Origin of the sequence: Trueperella sp. HMSC08H06, assembly GCF_001808465.1 — a bacterium.
GTDB lineage: Bacteria > Actinomycetota > Actinomycetes > Actinomycetales > Actinomycetaceae > Trueperella > Trueperella bernardiae.
This window is the reverse complement of the sequence record NZ_KV793345.1, coordinates 29,285-43,582: the sequence shown is the minus strand read 5'-3', so window position 1 is coordinate 43,582 and position 14,298 is coordinate 29,285. Positions and strand designations below refer to the sequence as shown.

The window sequence follows — 14,298 nt, the reverse complement described above, 5'->3', positions numbered from 1 at the left end:
GCGGGCCAACCCCCTCCGCTATCGGCGGCGTACGAATCTGCCTTTCGCCCGCCGGCCAAGCGCTACCAGATCCGCACCCGTTCCTCGGGAGCCAGGTACAGCTCATCGCCCTCGACCACGCCGAACTCCTCGGCGAACGCGTCCACGTTCTTCACCACGCCGTTGCAACGGAACTCGGAAGGGGAGTGCGGGTCAATCGCCAGGTAGTTGATGGCGATCTCGTCCCGGCGCTTGTTCTTCCAGATCCGCGCCCAGTTGAGGAACACGCGCTGGCGGCCCGTGAAGCCCTCGATCACCGGGGCGTGCGCGGAGGAGGCGTGACCCTCGCGCTTCATCGCGATGTCGTAGGCCTTGAGCGCAATCGACAGGCCACCAAGGTCGCCAATGTTCTCACCCAGCGTGAGTGCGCCGCTCACATGGTGCGGGGTGCCGACCAGCTGGGCGGGCACGTACACGTCGTACTGGCCCACGAGCGACGCCGTCCGTTTCTCGAACTCCGCCCGGTCCTCGTCCGTCCACCAGTTCTGCAGGCGGCCCTCGCCGTCGTACTTCGAACCCTGGTCGTCGAACGCGTGCCCGATCTCGTGGCCAATCACGGCGCCGATTCCGCCGTAGTTGTAGGCCGCGTCCGCCTCGGCGTCGAAGAATGGGGGCTGGAGGATGGCCGCGGGGAACACGATCTCGTTCGCCACCGGGTTGTAGTAGGCGTTGACGGTCTGCGGGTTCATGAACCACTCGTCGCGGTCCACCGGCGTGCCGAGCTTGCCCAGCTGCCAGTCCGAATCGAACTTCTCCGCCGCGCGCACGTTCCCCACCAGGGAATCCGTGATCTCGAGCGCGGAGTAGTCGCGCCACTTGTCCGGGTAGCCGATCTTGGTGACGGTGGTGGCGAGCTTGGCCAGCGCCCGCTCGCGCGTCTCCTCCGTCATCCAGTCGAGCGTGGAGATCGAATAGTGGTAGGCGGCCAGCAGATCATCGACCAGCTGCTCCATGAGCGCCTTGTGGTGGGGCGGGAAGTGGCGCTCCACGTACAGCTTGCCCACGGCCTCGCCCAGCGTGCCGTCAATGAGCGCGACTGCGCGCTTCCAGCGGTCCCGCATCTCCTCAGCACCGTGGAGCACCTTGCCGAAGAAGTTGAAGTTCGCCTGCGCGATGTCCTGGCTCAGGTACGGGGCGCGCGCCCGGACGACGTTCCACCGCAGGTACGTCTTCAGCTGCTCCATGTCGGCCGCCGCCCACTCGCGCGCAAAGCCAGCCAGGGCGTCGGGCATCATCACCAGAAGGGTCGGAGCCGCCTCGCGGGTCAGGCCAAGCCCAGAAAACGCCGTCGTCCACCCAAATCCCGGCGCCGCCTCAAGCAACTCATCCCAGGTCAGCACGTTGTTCGTCTTATCCGTGTCACGCGAATCCACCGCGCTCATATGATGGGACGCAAGCCGGGCTTCGACGCCGTAAATCACCTCGGCCGCAGCCTTCGCCTCGGCGTCGTTCGCACCCGTGCCAAGCGCGTAAAGAGTGGGGATGAAGGCCCTAAACTGCTCGCGGAACTGCTCGTACTGCTCCTCGCGGTAGAACGCCTCGTCCGGCAGGCTCAGCCCCGACTGGTAGAGCCAGCAGATGTACTCCGACGGATTGTTGCGGTCCGCCGAGACCTCCAGGCCGAACGGCATCGGCACGCCCACCTGGTACAGGCGCCCAGCCGCGAGCTCCAGCTCCTCCTTGGTGGCAGCCGAGTCGATGAGCGCGAAATCGTCCGCCAGCGGGGACGCGCCCAGGCCGTTGATGCGGCCCTCGTCCATAAACGAGTCGTACAAGACCGCGACCTTGCGCTCCTCATCCCCGGCCTCGCCGGCCTCCGCGTGAGCGACCGCGTCCTGGATGATCTCCCGCACGTTCGCCTCCGCCTCCAGGCGCAGGTCCATGAACCCGCCCGTCTGCGACTGATCCGCCGGGATCTCCGCGCTCGCCAACCACGTACCATTCACAAAACGGAACAGGTCATCCTGCGGGCGAACGGCATGATCCAGGCCGTCGATGATGTTTTTCGTCGTGTTATCCATCCCACCAGTGTATGCGGCGGGCCGGGCCGAAAGCACACCTGCGCAAACTAAAGCCGCCTCACGGCGAAACCGTGCCGGTATACTTGGGACATGCGTATACACATTGCCGCTGATCATGCGGGTTTTGAACTAAGAGAACATCTCATCGAGCACCTGAGTGCCGCGGGGCACGACGTCGTCGACCACGGCTACAAGGAATACGACAAACTGGACGCCTACCCGCCCGTCTGCTTCGCGGCCGGCGAGGCCGTGGTAGCCGAGCCCGGCTCGCTCGGCATCGTCATCGGAGGCTCCGGTAACGGCGAACAGATGGCAGCCAACAAGGTGAGCGGTGTGCGCGCGGCGCTCGTATGGAACGAATCCACCGCCGAACTCGCCCGCGAACATAACAACGCCAACGTCATCTCCCTCGGAGCCCGCCAGCACACGTTGGAAGAGGCCACCCGCTTCGTCGACATCTTCGTTTCCACCGGCTACGACCCGGCCTCGCGCCACCAGTCCCGCATTGAGATGATGAGCGCCTACGAGGCCGGCGAGCGCTAGCGCGCTTCACGACGCCGCCCGGCCGGCTTTCCGCCGGCGCTTCGCGACGCCGCCCGTCTATGCTGAAGGCCCCCGATGTCCGGGGGCCTTCAGCTCGCTCGGGCCACACTCACATGGGATCACAGCCATTTGACCGCGCCCGAGCACGTTAGATGTAGATGGTCGGGTCGATCAGGTGCTCGACGTCGGACTTCTTGCGGGTCTTGGCGGGGATCCCCACCGCGACGTTGCCCGCCGGCACGTCCCGCACCACCACGGCGTTAGCCCCGACAGCGGCGTCGTCGCCAATCTCAATTGGGCCGAGCACCTTCGCGCCCGAACCGATCGTCACCCGGTTGCCCACCGTGGGGTGGCGCTTGCCCGGGCGCATCGACGTGCCGCCGAGCGTGGTGCCGTGGAAAATCACCACGTCCTCGCCCACCTTAGCCGTCTCACCGATGACAACCCCCATGCCGTGGTCGATAAACAGCCGCCGGCCCAGCTTCGCGCCCGGGTGAATCTCAATGCCCGTGATCGCACGCGCCGCCTGCGCGAGCAGGCGGGCCGGGAGCTTGAGGCGGTCGTCCTTGTTCCACATGGCGTGCGCGATGCGGTATGCCCACACTGCATGCACGCCCGGGTAGGTCAGGAAAACCTCGAGCTCGGAGCGGGCCGCCGGGTCGTTATCCACCGCGGCGCGCAGGTCCTCGCGCATCTTCTTCCACAGGCTGGGGTTCGTCATCGTCGTCTCGTCTCAGGTGGCGGGCTGCTAGTCGACCAGGCCCTCGAACAGTGGGGTGGACAGGTAGCGCTCGCCGAAGTCCGGCACAATCGCCACGATCGTCTTACCCGCATTCTCCGGGCGGGCCGCCAGCTCCGCCGCAGCCTTGAGCGCCGCGCCCGAAGAAATACCAACCAGCAGGCCCTCCTCGTGGGCAACCCGGCGCGCCATCGCTACCGCATCCGCGGACGCAACCGGCAGCACCTCGTCGTAAATCTCCGTGTCGAGCACGTCGGGCACGAAATTCGCGCCGATGCCCTGGATGCCGTGCGGGCCGGCCTTGCCCTCGGACAGGAGCGGGGACTCGGCCGGCTCCACCGCCACGATCTTGATGTCCGGGTTTTGCTCGCGCAGGTAGGCGCCCGTGCCCGTCAGTGTGCCGCCCGTGCCGATGCCCGCCACAAAGATGTCAACCTTGCCCTCGGTGGCCTCCCAGATCTCCGGGCCCGTGGTCGCCTTGTGCTTAGCCGGGTTGGCCGGGTTGGCGAACTGCGAGGCCAGGATCGAACCCGGGCGCTGCGCTGCGATCTCCTTCGCGCGATCCACCGCGCCCTGCATGCCCTTCGCCGGCTCGGTCAGCTCCAGCTCCGCACCAAAGCCGCGCAGCAGGGCCCGGCGCTCCTTCGACATCGACGCCGGCATCGTCAGCACCACCTTGTAGCCACGCGCCGCGCCCACCCAGGCCAGCGCAATACCCGTGTTGCCCGACGTCGCCTCCACAATCGTGCCGCCCGGCTTAAGCTGGCCCGACGCCTCCGCCGCGTCAACAATCGCCACGCCAATGCGGTCCTTGACCGAGTTCGCCGGGTTGTAGAACTCGAGCTTGGCCAGGACGCGAGCTTGATCGTCGGAGACGATACGGTTCATACGGACGAGGGGAGTGTTGCCGACCAGTTCAGTTGCGTTGTTGTAAATCATTGTTCTTCCTTCACGAGCGCGCGGCGCTCACACATGTTTTGGTGTTCTGTTAGAAGCTCTTGAGGGGAGCTACCCGAGGTGGCACACATGCCCGAAAAAGAAGGGCACCAAACTACGGCATGCCACCTTACAGACAGTCGCAGCAACACATCGGTGCGGTCATCATCATCAGGACCGTCCTTTCCGAGGTTGCCATGCACACGTCATGTAAGTGAAAGTTCAACGGTTTCAGTTTACTTTTTTCGGGCCGACAGTCAACGTGGGGTTCACCATGTGGGCAACGTCCCAGCCGGCACATCCCTCACGACGACGCCGACCACCTCCACCTGCGCCGCCCCCGCGCTCAGTTCCGCCACGTCCTCGGCGAAACCCTGGCCGGCCGCCACGTCAATGTGCGCGCGGGTGGGGCCGTACTCCGTGCCCACCACGTCGAAGCCGCGCCCGCGCAGGTCCGCCTCCAACTTGCCCGCCGTAGCGTGCATGGCAGTCACCCGCATGAGCGGGCGCGTGATCCGGCGGGTGACCGGCTCGCCCGACAGCACCTCTCGCACCGCATCCGAATACGCCCGCACCAGCCCACCCGTGCCCAGCAGCGTGCCGCCGAAGTAACGCACCACAACCACTGCAACGTCCATCAACTCATTACCCGTGAGAACGTCAAGCATCGGCCGGCCCGCGGTGCCGGACGGTTCGCCGTCGTCGGAAGAATGAAGGATCGGCTGGGCGCTCGGCACCGACACCACGTAAGCCGAGCAATGGTGGCGGGCGTCGGGGAACTCGGCGCGGGCGTCCGCAAGCAGGGCGCGAGCCTCCTCGACCGAGGCGGCTGGGCGGGAGAGCGCGATGAACCGGGAGCGCTTGATCTCAATTTCAGCGCGGCCGGGGCGGGTCAGGCGAAGTTCGGTCATGACGCTATTATTGCAGTGTTTCGTAGCACAGTTGCCCCACCCTATGTAGCTTTCGGCGCCTGGGGTGGGTAATATCGAACGTTGTCTGCTCGGAGGCGCGCCTCCGAATGAAGGGGTGGCCACGCGGCCACATGAGTATTGAAAGGAGCGGAAGGACATGGCAGTTCCCAAGCGAAAGATGTCCCGTAGCAACACCCGCTCTCGCCGCTCCCAGTGGAAGGCTGAGCTGACCGAGCTCCAGCCCGTTCGCGTTGGTGGCGTTGAGAAGCGCATCCCCCGTCGTCTGGCGAAGGCCGCGCAGAAGGGTCTTGTGGACTAAGGCTTAACAAAATGGGGCCCTCCGGGGCCCCATTTTTTGTGCCCGCCGGGGGGCGGTCACATTACTCCCAATGTTCTCAATTGTTACACTCGTCCCAGCTCCGACTGGCAGCTGGGTGAGGTCTCACCTTGTAGCCCGCTCTTGCCGGGACGATTTGGGCCGCGAAGTGTCGGTTGTCATGGATGTCAGCCGACTCGGCGGCAGGGGTGGCGGCCGCTGGCGTGGTAGCAGGCGGAGTTTGTTACGGTCCGGTAGGCTGCTGGTGCCGGTGCGACCGGCACCAGCAGCCAGGGAGGCGAGATGTCCACAGCCCACGTCCCATTCAGCCGAGAGGCGACCATGACGCCCGCGACCGCCCGCGCCTACGGGCAATTCGTAGGAGCCGAGCTCACCCACTTGCCGCCCATGGCCTTCCACAACCTGTGCTTTCCCACCACGGTCCGCACCCTACGTGCGCGGTCTGTGCCGGCGCCGCTACTTGGAATGGTCCATGAGTCGCTGGCGTGGGAGGTCCTCCGCCCGTTGCAGGTGGGGGAGCGGGCGCGAGTCTCGTCGCAGGTAACGGGCATGGAGCTGGTGGAGGCGGGTCTCGCGGTGGAGGTGACGTCCATGGTGGCGATCGGCCCGACTGTTCATTATGTCGAGCGTGCGCGCTACCTTTCGCGCAACCCCAAGAAGAGCGCGGCAGAATCCGTGGGCGGCCAGCTCGCCGATTGGGAAGCCCCCGCCGTGCCCGACCTGCGCGCCGAGCACGGCACCCGCGCCGGCGTGCTGCCGGTGGACGGCCCGACGCTGGCCACCTTCACGCTCCCCGCCCCGACGGGCCGGCGCTGGGCCCGCATCTCCGGCGATGCTAACCCCATCCACCTCTCGCGGGTCACAGCCGCCCCTTTTGGCTTCTCGGCCGCGATCGCTCACGGCGCCGCCCTGGAGGCACTCGCTCATGCGGCCCTCGGGCTTGACGACACGGCGCCCGCTTCTGGCGCGAGCCGCTTCCGCGCGCCCACCACCCTCCCCAATAAGATTGAGCTCGTGGCGGTGGGGGAGTCGTGGGCGCTGGTTGAGCAGCGCACCGGCCGCGACCTCGTCCACCTCGCCGCCCGCCCGGCCGCTCCACCCGAGATCCCACCCAGCCGCGTCTTCCTACCACGCCTTGACTCCAAGGTGAGCACCACCGCGCTCGGCCGGCGTGCCTTCGCCGCCGCGGCGGCCGCTGACCCCGAGGCCGTCGCCGCCATCGACTCGGTCAAGAACTGGCGCAAGGGCTACGCGGCGGCGGTCGTCCGGGTAACTGCCCTCGACAACCCCGCCCTCGGCCCCGACGCCGCCCGCCGTGCCCTCGTCTACCTCGGCTGCGCGGTCAGTACCGTGGGCGGAACCGCGCTCGCGGACCTTGAGCCGACCACCGCCCCGACCACCGAACCCGGTCCAGCCGCTGAACCCGGCCAGTCCACCGCGGCCGACAACCCCGCCCTCACCATCCCACTCCGCGGCGCCCGCCTCACGGGCCCGGCCCTCCGCGCCCAGATCGAGTCCTGGCGTTTGGCCGGCGTGCTGACCGACACCGCGGCGGCTCGCATCCTTGCCGTCGCCGATAACCCCGATTGGCTCGACCTGTCCGACCTCACCTTCGCCGTCCTCGGCGCCGGCGCCGAGCTCGCCCCCACACGCTTCCTCCTCAAGCACGGCGCGAACGTGGCCGGGGTCGTGCGCCCGGGCCCGCGCCGCACCAAGCTCGAAGCCGACGCCCGCGCCCTGCCCGGCGCCCTCACGCTGTCGCCGCCCGAGGCGTCCGACATCGTCGCCGACCCGGCCGCGGTCGCAGGCTGGATGCTGGGCGAGCGCCCGGACGTCGTCGTCGAAACACTGTACGCGCCTGGGGCGGACTTCCTGCTGCTGGCGCTCGCGGCGGACGCGGTGGAGCGCATGATCGCCGAACGTAGCCCGGCGCTGATGGCGTGGTATGGCTCGCCGTCGGACGCGTACGTGCTCGGGGGAGAGGTCTTCAACGGGATCATCGACCTGCAGGGGCCGAACTACATCCTGGCCAAGCGCATCGGCCGCTGGCGCGCCACGGACCTTGCCGCGCGCGGGCATCGCGTGTCCTACAACGTGGCCCCAATGGCCGAAACCGCCTCGGTGCTGAGCTCGGCCACGTTGCGCGCCGCCTACCGCGGAATGGCGCGTATGGGACTTTCGTCGCTACCAGCGAACACGACGTCGGCGATCATGGGCGCCCTCCTCGTCTGGGATGCCCGAAACACCCCCGTGACCTCGGAAAACTTCCTCACGGAGGCGGCGGCGCCGTCGGGAATCTGGAGCCAGAAACGCCCACCAAACGAGCTGATGAAGCGTGCGGTGCTACGCGGCGCCGGTGCATTTGTGTCCAAAGCGGTAAAATCGGAAGTGCCTCAAGAGTAAGGAGTGACATGTCCAAGACCATTGCTACTGCCGCAGCGCTCATGCTTGCGCTCGTGGGCTGCTCGCAGTCCGACGACACCCCGTATGCAAACACTTCCGAGTCGAGCGCCGAGGCCACGGCCACCGACAACACCACGACCGACGACGCCGAGGCCACCGACGACACCACGACAGACGACGCGACCAATGCCGACGCCAACACGCCAGTCACCACCGAAGCTGAAGGTGACATGATCCGCCACACGCTGGCCAACGGCCGCATCTCCATTGCGGTCCCTGCGGCCTGGGGCGAGCCGGAGGAATCGACCGAGGAAGCGCCCGTGTCGATCTTCAACGAGGACACCACCGCCTTCGCGGCCGTGACGGAGATCGGCCCAGCGGCCCTCGTGCCGGACGAAGAGGCCTACATCGAGGCGCTTGAGAACAACCTCGGCTTGGAAAAGGGTGAGGTGGAGGACAAGGGTGAGGTCCAGCTCAATGGGGGCTCGGCTCACCGCTACGATATGACGGTGTCCGGTTTGGGCGCCCAGATTTACGCGGTCCAGGTGGACGGCGTTGCGTATGAGATCACGCTCATGGGCACCGACGCCGAGGCGGGGAGCCTGAAGGCGATTCTCGACTCGGTCCTCATCAAGTAATCGAATAATCTGGTAGACAGCCCGCGCCCTTGCGGGCGCTGTCTCACGAAAGGTCCGCCCATGCGCAAGCTTGCCACCACCGCCCTCGTCTTCCTCCTGGCCGGGTGCGGGGCGGGGCAAGCGAGTGAGGCGGCGTCGTCGGCGGGGCCCTCGTCGTCTGTGGATGCAAGCCCGACGACGCCGGGGCCCGCGCCCGAACCCACCGAGACAACGGCCGAGCCCTCGGACCTGAGTACGCAGCGGGAGGGGGAGAACATCATCTACCGCTTCGCGGAGGGAAAGTTCTCGCTCGTGGCGCCGACCAATTGGACGCCGGTGGTGGAAAGCTCGCGGGCGTTCCCCGTGGCGCTGGCCAGTGAGGATGGTAGCGAGCGGGTGGTCGTGGGCGAGATCGGGCCCGCGGACCTGGCGCCTGGCATGGAGGCCTACGCGGGCCTACTGGCAGAGCGGCTCGGGCTGGACGCCGAACAGGTGGTCTACCTAGGGCAGGACTACCTGGGAGTGGCGCTGGTCCCCGCGTTCCAGGTGGTAGGCGAGGGGTACGTTGCCCGCGTGTACCTGGCCACGCTCAACGGCACCCTGTACGAGGTGAGCATTCGCGGCGCCGACGACGCGGCGCTACAGCAGGCGCTGGGTATCGCGGCGTCGGTAGAGATCTCGTAGGCCACTAAAGATTTGCGGGACGTTTTCGGCCTCATCTGCACATATACGCAGATGAGGCCGAAAACGTCCCGGATATTTGTGCTGGCGCGGGGCGAATGGGTGGAGGAGTGGGTGGAAATTGGGCGCAGTCGTTTGCTCGCGTTTTTGGCGGGGAGACTCTATATTGCGCGACAAATGAATGGCCAATGAATGACCAATGAGGGACAACCGAATGGGCAGCGCCTGGATCGTTCACAACGCCGACGCTCACTTTTCGTTGATGTGCCACGGTTTTCTGGTAGTCGGGCTAGCGGGATTTGAACCCACGACCTTCCGCTCCCAAAGCGGAATATGCCCCACCTAGAATGGCCGAAAAACGTTGATAGTCCGCAGGTTTAAGGTTGTAGGTTATTCCCGGAATGTGATAGAAATGAGGGGCAAATGAGGGGCAAAGCTATGGGGGTACAGGCCAATGGTGCGGCGGAGCTACAGGCGGGAATATGGTGAGGGGGCGTTCTACTATTCGCCCGCGAAGGGCCGGTGGATCGGGCGGGTAGAGGCTGGCTATTACCCAAATGGGGCCCGCCGCCAGCTTGAGGTGAGCTCGAAAGACAAAGCGAAGTGCTGGGATAAATTCCAAGCGCTGCGCCGGCGGGTAGCCCGCGAGGGGATGCCCGTGGAGGGCATGGCTACCACGCCCACCGTGGCGGCGTGGCTTGAGACCTGGCTCGCCGCCCGCGTGACGATGGTGCGCCCGAAGACCTTCGCGTCCGAGCGTTCCGTCCTGACCCGGCACGTGATCCCGATCCTGGGGCGCAAGCACCTCGACGCGCTGCGCCCCTCCGATCTTCGCGCCTTGACCCAGGCCATGGCCGCCGCCGGCGCCAACTCAACCCATCAAGGGTACGGGCAACGAATCCTCGTCCAAGCCCTCAAAGACGCCGTGACCGAAGGGTACGAGGTCGCCCCGGGCATCTTCCATACTCGCAAGCCTGCCGAAGCGATCAATGACCGCACTTCGCTACCGCTCGAGGATGCAGTGGCCATGCTGCGCGTAGCCTCCACCCGCCCCGACTCATCCCGGTGGGTTGCTGCCTTCCTTCAAGGAATGCGGCAAGGCGAATGTCTGGGCCTGACCTGGGACGCGGTCGATCTCGGCCGGCAAACCGTGGATGTGTCCTGGCAGCTCCAAGAGCTTCCCTACCTGGACCGGGCGGCCGGCACCTTCCGCATCCCGGCCGGCTTCGAAGCCCGCCACCTCATCCACTCCTTCCACCTCACCCGGCCCAAAACCGCCGCCGGACAACGCATCCTCCCACTCGTGCCCTGGATGAGTGCCCAACTGACCGAGCTACGCGCTCGCGGTATCGACTCCCCATATGGTCTGGTCTGGCCCCGCCCCTCCAACCCTGCATTGCCGCAGCGTGCCGCATTCGACCGCGAAGCCTTCCGGGGCCTGCAAATCGAGGCCGGGGTCAAGAAGGGCACCAAGACCACCACCAACGAGGCCGGCGAACTCATCACCGTGCCCGATTACTACGTCGTCCACGAGGCACGGCACACCACGGCATCGCTCCTGACCGCCGGCGGCGTCGACCCCGTCGTAATCACCGCCATCCTCGGCCACACCAAGCTCGCCACCTCCGAACGCTACAAGCACGTGAACCTCGCCTCCGCCCGCGCTGCACTGACGGATATGGCGGCCCAGCTCGGCCTTACCAGGTAGCCCAAAGGCGAAGCAGGGACCATTAGCGCATGGCGACGGTCTAGCAATGCCCCGTATTGAATCGAAATATGGCCACAGGGACCAGACAAGCAAGCTATTATTACGACTATGAGAAAAACACTCTTTTCCTTAACAAGCGTGATTGCCTTAGTGGTCACACTCTCCGCCTGCGGGCCACAGCAGGCCGAGGTCACCGAAGAATCTCAACCAGGCACAACCGCAACTACGACGGCTAGCGCTGAGCCAACAACCAGCGAAGTGAATGCTACGCCCAAGTTTGGCGACACGATCACCTATCCTGATGGGCTCAAGATCACCGTCAAGGATCTTGGCGAGTTTGAACCCTCCGAAACGGCCGCTGGCAACGAAGGTGGGACGCCGCACCAGATTGAGATCACGGTAGAAAACGGGACCGACAATCCAGTAGACCCGAATCTTCTTCACGCCACTGCCGCGTCTGGAGGCAAGGAGTCAAATCAGATCTTTGACTCTGAGGCTGGCCTCAACGGGGCGCCGACAACGACGGTACTCCCCGGGAAGTCGGTAACGTGGATCGAGGGCTACGCATTTGCCGACCCGGATGATGTGACTTTCGAGATCTTTATCTTTGATGCGGGACACGACTCCGTCATTTACACTCGCTAGCAACCTATTCATATGACCTTGAGGTGGCAGCCGTTTGGTTGCCACCTCAGCTATCGGCGCAGGCTCGCTCGACTCCACCGACGCGCTCGCGGTCGGCTGTTCTGAGACCGCCGGGTCCTTCGGGTCAGTCAGCACATCGATCAGGGCCACGAAAAAAGACTACGCCGATCGCCATCGCGATCCACTGCGCCTTTCCCTAGCTCATCATTCTCTCAATCATGATTCCTCCACGGTGCCCAGTGAGCCTGGGCGGTTCAAAGGCTGGTCATTTTCGACCGCCTCGATGGCAGCGGCTAGGGAGATCCCTAGGGCCTCTGTGATTCGTAGGAGCTGCGGCAAGCTTGCCATCTGCTGCAGTGAGTAAATCTTCGAGATCTTCCCCTGCGAGATCCCCGTGGCCTCCGCCATCTTCACCTGCTTAATTCCCTGCCGCTCGGCCTCATCCCGGAGAAGGATGACCAATTTTCGGGCAAGATCTTCGGCTTCTTCTAATGATTCCATACTACCAGTCTATTCCAGATGGAAACACGGCGCCACAGCGAGTTGCAATAATATTCTAGATGGAATAAACTCATTGCTATGAAAAATATTCCATACGGAATAGCCGCCCAGTTCAGGGGCGAGCTAGCAAAACGCCGCATCTCCGATGCCCAACTCGCTGAGGAGACCGGGATCTCCATCTCCTCCATCCGCCGCAAGATCTGGCTCGAGGAACGAGACCTCACTATCGCCGAAGCCTGGGCCATCGCCATCGCGGTCGGCGTCCCGCTCTCCACCATCGTGACCAACGCCGAGAACGGCGCTCACACCCAGGGGGCCGTCGTATGAGCACGGTTCACATCACTCACGTGACCCACGGCCCGCTCATGATGACCGTGCAGGACTTCGCCTACCTTCACGGCGTCTCGCCCTCCACGGTCGAGCGCTGCATCAACGGACGGCCCGGCGACTACCCACCCCTGCGCGTCAAGCTCGTCGGCTCCAAACGCTATATCACCGCCGAAGCCGCCGCCGAATGGCGCGACCAACTTCCGGACGCCTAGCCATGGACGCCACGATCCACGCACCACACATCGCGCTCGCGGTGTTCCGCAATGCGCTCGGACTGTCCCAGGCTGACCTCGCCCGCGAGGTCTCCCTTGTGCTCGGCCGTGAGGTGCCCCAGGGCACGATCAGCGCGATCGAGAACGGGCAGCGCGGCGCCTCGACCGAGATGCTCGCCGCGATCACTGCCGCCCTTGACCTGCCCGCCGGTTCGGTCACGACGTCGTACCGGCCCCGAAAGCCGCGCCGGCCGCGGCCCACCAACCTGAAATAAGAAAAGCGCCCACCCCGCTGTCCTGTAAGCGAGATGGGCGTAGCGACTCCTGGAGGAATCACAAAATGCAGTTTATCAAACGCCACCGACAGACGTCATCCGTGCCCGGTGCGACGAAGGACCGGACCCGGGCCGATCTGGACACGCCGGTCTTGCCCTGTGAGTGGCGGGCCTTGCTCTACTCGGCCCGCATCCGCTGCGGCCAGCCCCGCACCGCGACCTCGCACTCGAAGGAGGCCTAGCCATGGATGCCGCTACCCAGGAGGTGGACTGACAATGCTCTACGCCTTCATCTTCCTTTTCACGCTCGGGGCATTGGCCTGGGCGCCGGGGCTCGGCGTGGCCATCATCATCTGGGGGCTTTTCTATGCCCTCACCACCATGGCGCTCGATGCCACCCGGGCACGGAACGCCGAGCTGGACGCCCTTCGGGCGGCATCGTGCGCCACCCGGCGGGGAGGTGTGCGTCATGGCTAAGTACGCTGCGCGCTTCGTGGCTGATTCGGGCGCGGTCGATACCGAAGAGTTTCTGGATTCGTGTCGTGCTGCGACCCGGACTGCGATCGATGATCTCGTGGGCAAGGGCGTGATCGCCGCCTGCTCCGATAACGAAAACATCATGTGGCGCCACCGAGATGAGGGCATGATCCTTGTGATCTCTTATGAGGTCACCCTCGGCGAGAAATACCAGCCCGGCCGCAAATACCAGCACGAACTGACCGTTTAGGATCACCATGGCAAGAACACCTGAATCCGTTTTCTATGAATGCGCGATCTGTGAAGACCAGATCTGCAAGATCAACGACTGCGACTGCGTGAACGGTTTCCACTACGAGGGCGGCTCGATCGTCGGATTCCAGCGGCTGTGGGATAACCCTAACATCGACCGTGAGGACCTCTTTGGTCACCCAGACCACCGCATGAGCTCCCTTGCCCAGGTCCGGATTTGCTGGGCCTGCCAAGAGCGCATCTTGGATCTGATTTACGACGGCCTCATCAATGATCTGATCTGGGCTGAGGACGACGACGATGACGATGACTCGTATCTCAGATCGGAAAGCGAGCAGGCCTGGCAAAAGGGTTGGTCTGAGTGCGCCGACCACTTCGAAGATCTGCTCGGCCAGACCTCCTTCAATCGCACCCCGAGAACCGTGGCCGCTCTGCTCGAAGATATGCCCCAGGAGCAGAAGCTGCACGCCTCCATTACCGGGGAGGTGCCTTGCCCCTGGTGTGATGGCCATCTGCGCTGCGAGTACCTCCAGGATGAAATCTATCTGGTCAAATGCTCGAACCATTGCGGGCGTACCACCATCGTGGAGGCGACCTCGCCAAGTGACGCCGTGCACACCGTGGCCCTGCCCGCCCGCAAAGGCGACGGGGAATGCTGATGAAGAAGAAGA

Annotated in this window: 18 protein-coding genes; 13 read left to right on the top strand and 5 right to left on the bottom strand. The window is 65.0% G+C overall.

The genetic code is table 11. The features are described from left to right. Positions 1–62: 62 nt before the first annotated feature. Positions 63–2,060, bottom strand: coding sequence for a M13 family metallopeptidase (locus HMPREF3174_RS03750; protein WP_062614217.1), 1,998 nt, complete (start codon positions 2,058–2,060; stop codon positions 63–65). Positions 2,061–2,150: 90 nt separating this feature from the next. Here HMPREF3174_RS03750 and HMPREF3174_RS03745 point away from each other — a divergent pair, with 90 nt between their 5' ends. Beyond that, on the top strand, positions 2,151–2,603 hold the full coding sequence (locus HMPREF3174_RS03745) for a ribose-5-phosphate isomerase (RefSeq protein ID WP_062614218.1): 453 nt from the start codon (positions 2,151–2,153) through the stop codon (positions 2,601–2,603). 148 nt (positions 2,604–2,751) lie between these two features. Here the strand turns inward: HMPREF3174_RS03745 and epsC are convergent, their stop codons facing one another. From epsC to HMPREF3174_RS03730, 3 genes are all read right to left on the bottom strand, one after another. Then, a complete protein-coding gene (epsC, locus tag HMPREF3174_RS03740; RefSeq protein WP_070447981.1) occupies positions 2,752–3,324 on the bottom strand; it encodes a serine O-acetyltransferase EpsC in 573 nt (190 codons plus the stop codon). A gap of 27 nt (positions 3,325–3,351) precedes the next feature. Further along, positions 3,352–4,281: a cysteine synthase A gene (gene cysK, locus HMPREF3174_RS03735; protein WP_062614220.1), complete on the bottom strand. Its 930-nt coding sequence runs from the start codon at positions 4,279–4,281 to the stop codon at positions 3,352–3,354. A 266-nt stretch (positions 4,282–4,547) separates the two neighbouring features. Beyond that, the gene (locus HMPREF3174_RS03730; RefSeq protein WP_068539220.1) at positions 4,548–5,189 is read right to left on the bottom strand and encodes an IMPACT family protein; all 642 of its coding nucleotides are present in this window, start codon (positions 5,187–5,189) and stop codon (positions 4,548–4,550) included. Between the two features lie 157 nt (positions 5,190–5,346). Between HMPREF3174_RS03730 and rpmF the strand changes: the two genes are divergently transcribed. From rpmF to HMPREF3174_RS03695, 6 genes are all read left to right on the top strand, one after another. After that, entirely contained in the window at positions 5,347–5,508 is a 162-nt protein-coding gene (gene rpmF / locus HMPREF3174_RS03725) for a 50S ribosomal protein L32 (RefSeq protein ID WP_062614222.1), read from the top strand. Positions 5,509–5,808: 300 nt separating this feature from the next. Next, a complete protein-coding gene (locus tag HMPREF3174_RS03720) occupies positions 5,809–7,929 on the top strand; it encodes a MaoC/PaaZ C-terminal domain-containing protein (protein ID WP_148132160.1) in 2,121 nt (706 codons plus the stop codon). An 8-nt stretch (positions 7,930–7,937) separates the two neighbouring features. Then, entirely contained in the window at positions 7,938–8,567 is a 630-nt protein-coding gene (locus tag HMPREF3174_RS09380) for a hypothetical protein (RefSeq protein WP_062614224.1), read from the top strand. Positions 8,568–8,627: 60 nt separating this feature from the next. Then, positions 8,628–9,230, top strand: a complete 603-nt coding sequence (locus HMPREF3174_RS03710) for a hypothetical protein (protein ID WP_062614225.1) — start codon at positions 8,628–8,630, stop codon at positions 9,228–9,230. 664 nt (positions 9,231–9,894) lie between these two features. After that, complete coding sequence (locus tag HMPREF3174_RS03700; protein ID WP_070447977.1) at positions 9,895–10,935, top strand: tyrosine-type recombinase/integrase; 1,041 nt, start codon at positions 9,895–9,897, stop codon at positions 10,933–10,935. 108 nt (positions 10,936–11,043) lie between these two features. After that, positions 11,044–11,580 (top strand): hypothetical protein, encoded by a 537-nt coding sequence (locus tag HMPREF3174_RS03695; RefSeq protein WP_148132159.1) that lies wholly within the window; start codon positions 11,044–11,046, stop codon positions 11,578–11,580. A gap of 216 nt (positions 11,581–11,796) precedes the next feature. Here the strand turns inward: HMPREF3174_RS03695 and HMPREF3174_RS03690 are convergent, their stop codons facing one another. Further along, positions 11,797–12,081 (bottom strand): helix-turn-helix domain-containing protein, encoded by a 285-nt coding sequence (locus HMPREF3174_RS03690; RefSeq protein WP_070447973.1) that lies wholly within the window; start codon positions 12,079–12,081, stop codon positions 11,797–11,799. A 78-nt stretch (positions 12,082–12,159) separates the two neighbouring features. On the opposite strand from HMPREF3174_RS03690, the gene HMPREF3174_RS03685 reads away from it, so the two are divergent. From HMPREF3174_RS03685 to HMPREF3174_RS03660, 6 genes are all read left to right on the top strand, one after another. Next, positions 12,160–12,408 carry a hypothetical protein gene (locus HMPREF3174_RS03685; RefSeq protein ID WP_070447971.1) on the top strand — a complete coding sequence of 83 codons (249 nt, stop codon included), beginning with the start codon at positions 12,160–12,162 and terminating at the stop codon, positions 12,406–12,408. Then, the gene (locus tag HMPREF3174_RS03680) at positions 12,405–12,623 is read left to right on the top strand and encodes a hypothetical protein (RefSeq protein WP_070447969.1); all 219 of its coding nucleotides are present in this window, start codon (positions 12,405–12,407) and stop codon (positions 12,621–12,623) included. The genes HMPREF3174_RS03685 and HMPREF3174_RS03680 overlap by 4 nt, the downstream gene beginning before the upstream one ends. Before the next feature lie 2 nt (positions 12,624–12,625). Next, positions 12,626–12,898, top strand: a complete 273-nt coding sequence (locus tag HMPREF3174_RS03675; protein ID WP_070447967.1) for a helix-turn-helix transcriptional regulator — start codon at positions 12,626–12,628, stop codon at positions 12,896–12,898. A 276-nt stretch (positions 12,899–13,174) separates the two neighbouring features. After that, positions 13,175–13,375 carry a hypothetical protein gene (locus tag HMPREF3174_RS03670; protein WP_070447965.1) on the top strand — a complete coding sequence of 67 codons (201 nt, stop codon included), beginning with the start codon at positions 13,175–13,177 and terminating at the stop codon, positions 13,373–13,375. Next, positions 13,368–13,625, top strand: coding sequence for a hypothetical protein (locus HMPREF3174_RS03665; protein WP_070447963.1), 258 nt, complete (start codon positions 13,368–13,370; stop codon positions 13,623–13,625). The genes HMPREF3174_RS03670 and HMPREF3174_RS03665 overlap by 8 nt, the downstream gene beginning before the upstream one ends. 7 nt (positions 13,626–13,632) lie before the next feature. After that, a complete protein-coding gene (locus HMPREF3174_RS03660) occupies positions 13,633–14,286 on the top strand; it encodes a hypothetical protein (protein ID WP_070447961.1) in 654 nt (217 codons plus the stop codon). Positions 14,287–14,298: the final 12 nt, after the last annotated feature.

Bases quoted from the DNA above. Each gene is read 5' to 3' on its own strand.
- HMPREF3174_RS03750 (WP_062614217.1), bottom strand. From the start codon at position 2,060: ATGGATAACACGACGAAAAACATCATCGACGGCCTGGATCATGCCGTT.
- HMPREF3174_RS03745 (WP_062614218.1), top strand. From the start codon at position 2,151: ATGCGTATACACATTGCCGCTGATCATGCGGGTTTTGAACTAAGAGAA.
- epsC (WP_070447981.1), bottom strand. From the start codon at position 3,324: ATGACGAACCCCAGCCTGTGGAAGAAGATGCGCGAGGACCTGCGCGCC.
- cysK (WP_062614220.1), bottom strand. From the start codon at position 4,281: ATGATTTACAACAACGCAACTGAACTGGTCGGCAACACTCCCCTCGTC.
- HMPREF3174_RS03730 (WP_068539220.1), bottom strand. From the start codon at position 5,189: ATGACCGAACTTCGCCTGACCCGCCCCGGCCGCGCTGAAATTGAGATC.
- rpmF (WP_062614222.1), top strand. From the start codon at position 5,347: ATGGCAGTTCCCAAGCGAAAGATGTCCCGTAGCAACACCCGCTCTCGC.
- HMPREF3174_RS03720 (WP_148132160.1), top strand. From the start codon at position 5,809: ATGTCCACAGCCCACGTCCCATTCAGCCGAGAGGCGACCATGACGCCC.
- HMPREF3174_RS09380 (WP_062614224.1), top strand. From the start codon at position 7,938: ATGTCCAAGACCATTGCTACTGCCGCAGCGCTCATGCTTGCGCTCGTG.
- HMPREF3174_RS03710 (WP_062614225.1), top strand. From the start codon at position 8,628: ATGCGCAAGCTTGCCACCACCGCCCTCGTCTTCCTCCTGGCCGGGTGC.
- HMPREF3174_RS03700 (WP_070447977.1), top strand. From the start codon at position 9,895: ATGGCTACCACGCCCACCGTGGCGGCGTGGCTTGAGACCTGGCTCGCC.
- HMPREF3174_RS03695 (WP_148132159.1), top strand. From the start codon at position 11,044: ATGAGAAAAACACTCTTTTCCTTAACAAGCGTGATTGCCTTAGTGGTC.
- HMPREF3174_RS03690 (WP_070447973.1), bottom strand. From the start codon at position 12,081: ATGGAATCATTAGAAGAAGCCGAAGATCTTGCCCGAAAATTGGTCATC.
- HMPREF3174_RS03685 (WP_070447971.1), top strand. From the start codon at position 12,160: ATGAAAAATATTCCATACGGAATAGCCGCCCAGTTCAGGGGCGAGCTA.
- HMPREF3174_RS03680 (WP_070447969.1), top strand. From the start codon at position 12,405: ATGAGCACGGTTCACATCACTCACGTGACCCACGGCCCGCTCATGATG.
- HMPREF3174_RS03675 (WP_070447967.1), top strand. From the start codon at position 12,626: ATGGACGCCACGATCCACGCACCACACATCGCGCTCGCGGTGTTCCGC.
- HMPREF3174_RS03670 (WP_070447965.1), top strand. From the start codon at position 13,175: ATGCTCTACGCCTTCATCTTCCTTTTCACGCTCGGGGCATTGGCCTGG.
- HMPREF3174_RS03665 (WP_070447963.1), top strand. From the start codon at position 13,368: ATGGCTAAGTACGCTGCGCGCTTCGTGGCTGATTCGGGCGCGGTCGAT.
- HMPREF3174_RS03660 (WP_070447961.1), top strand. From the start codon at position 13,633: ATGGCAAGAACACCTGAATCCGTTTTCTATGAATGCGCGATCTGTGAA.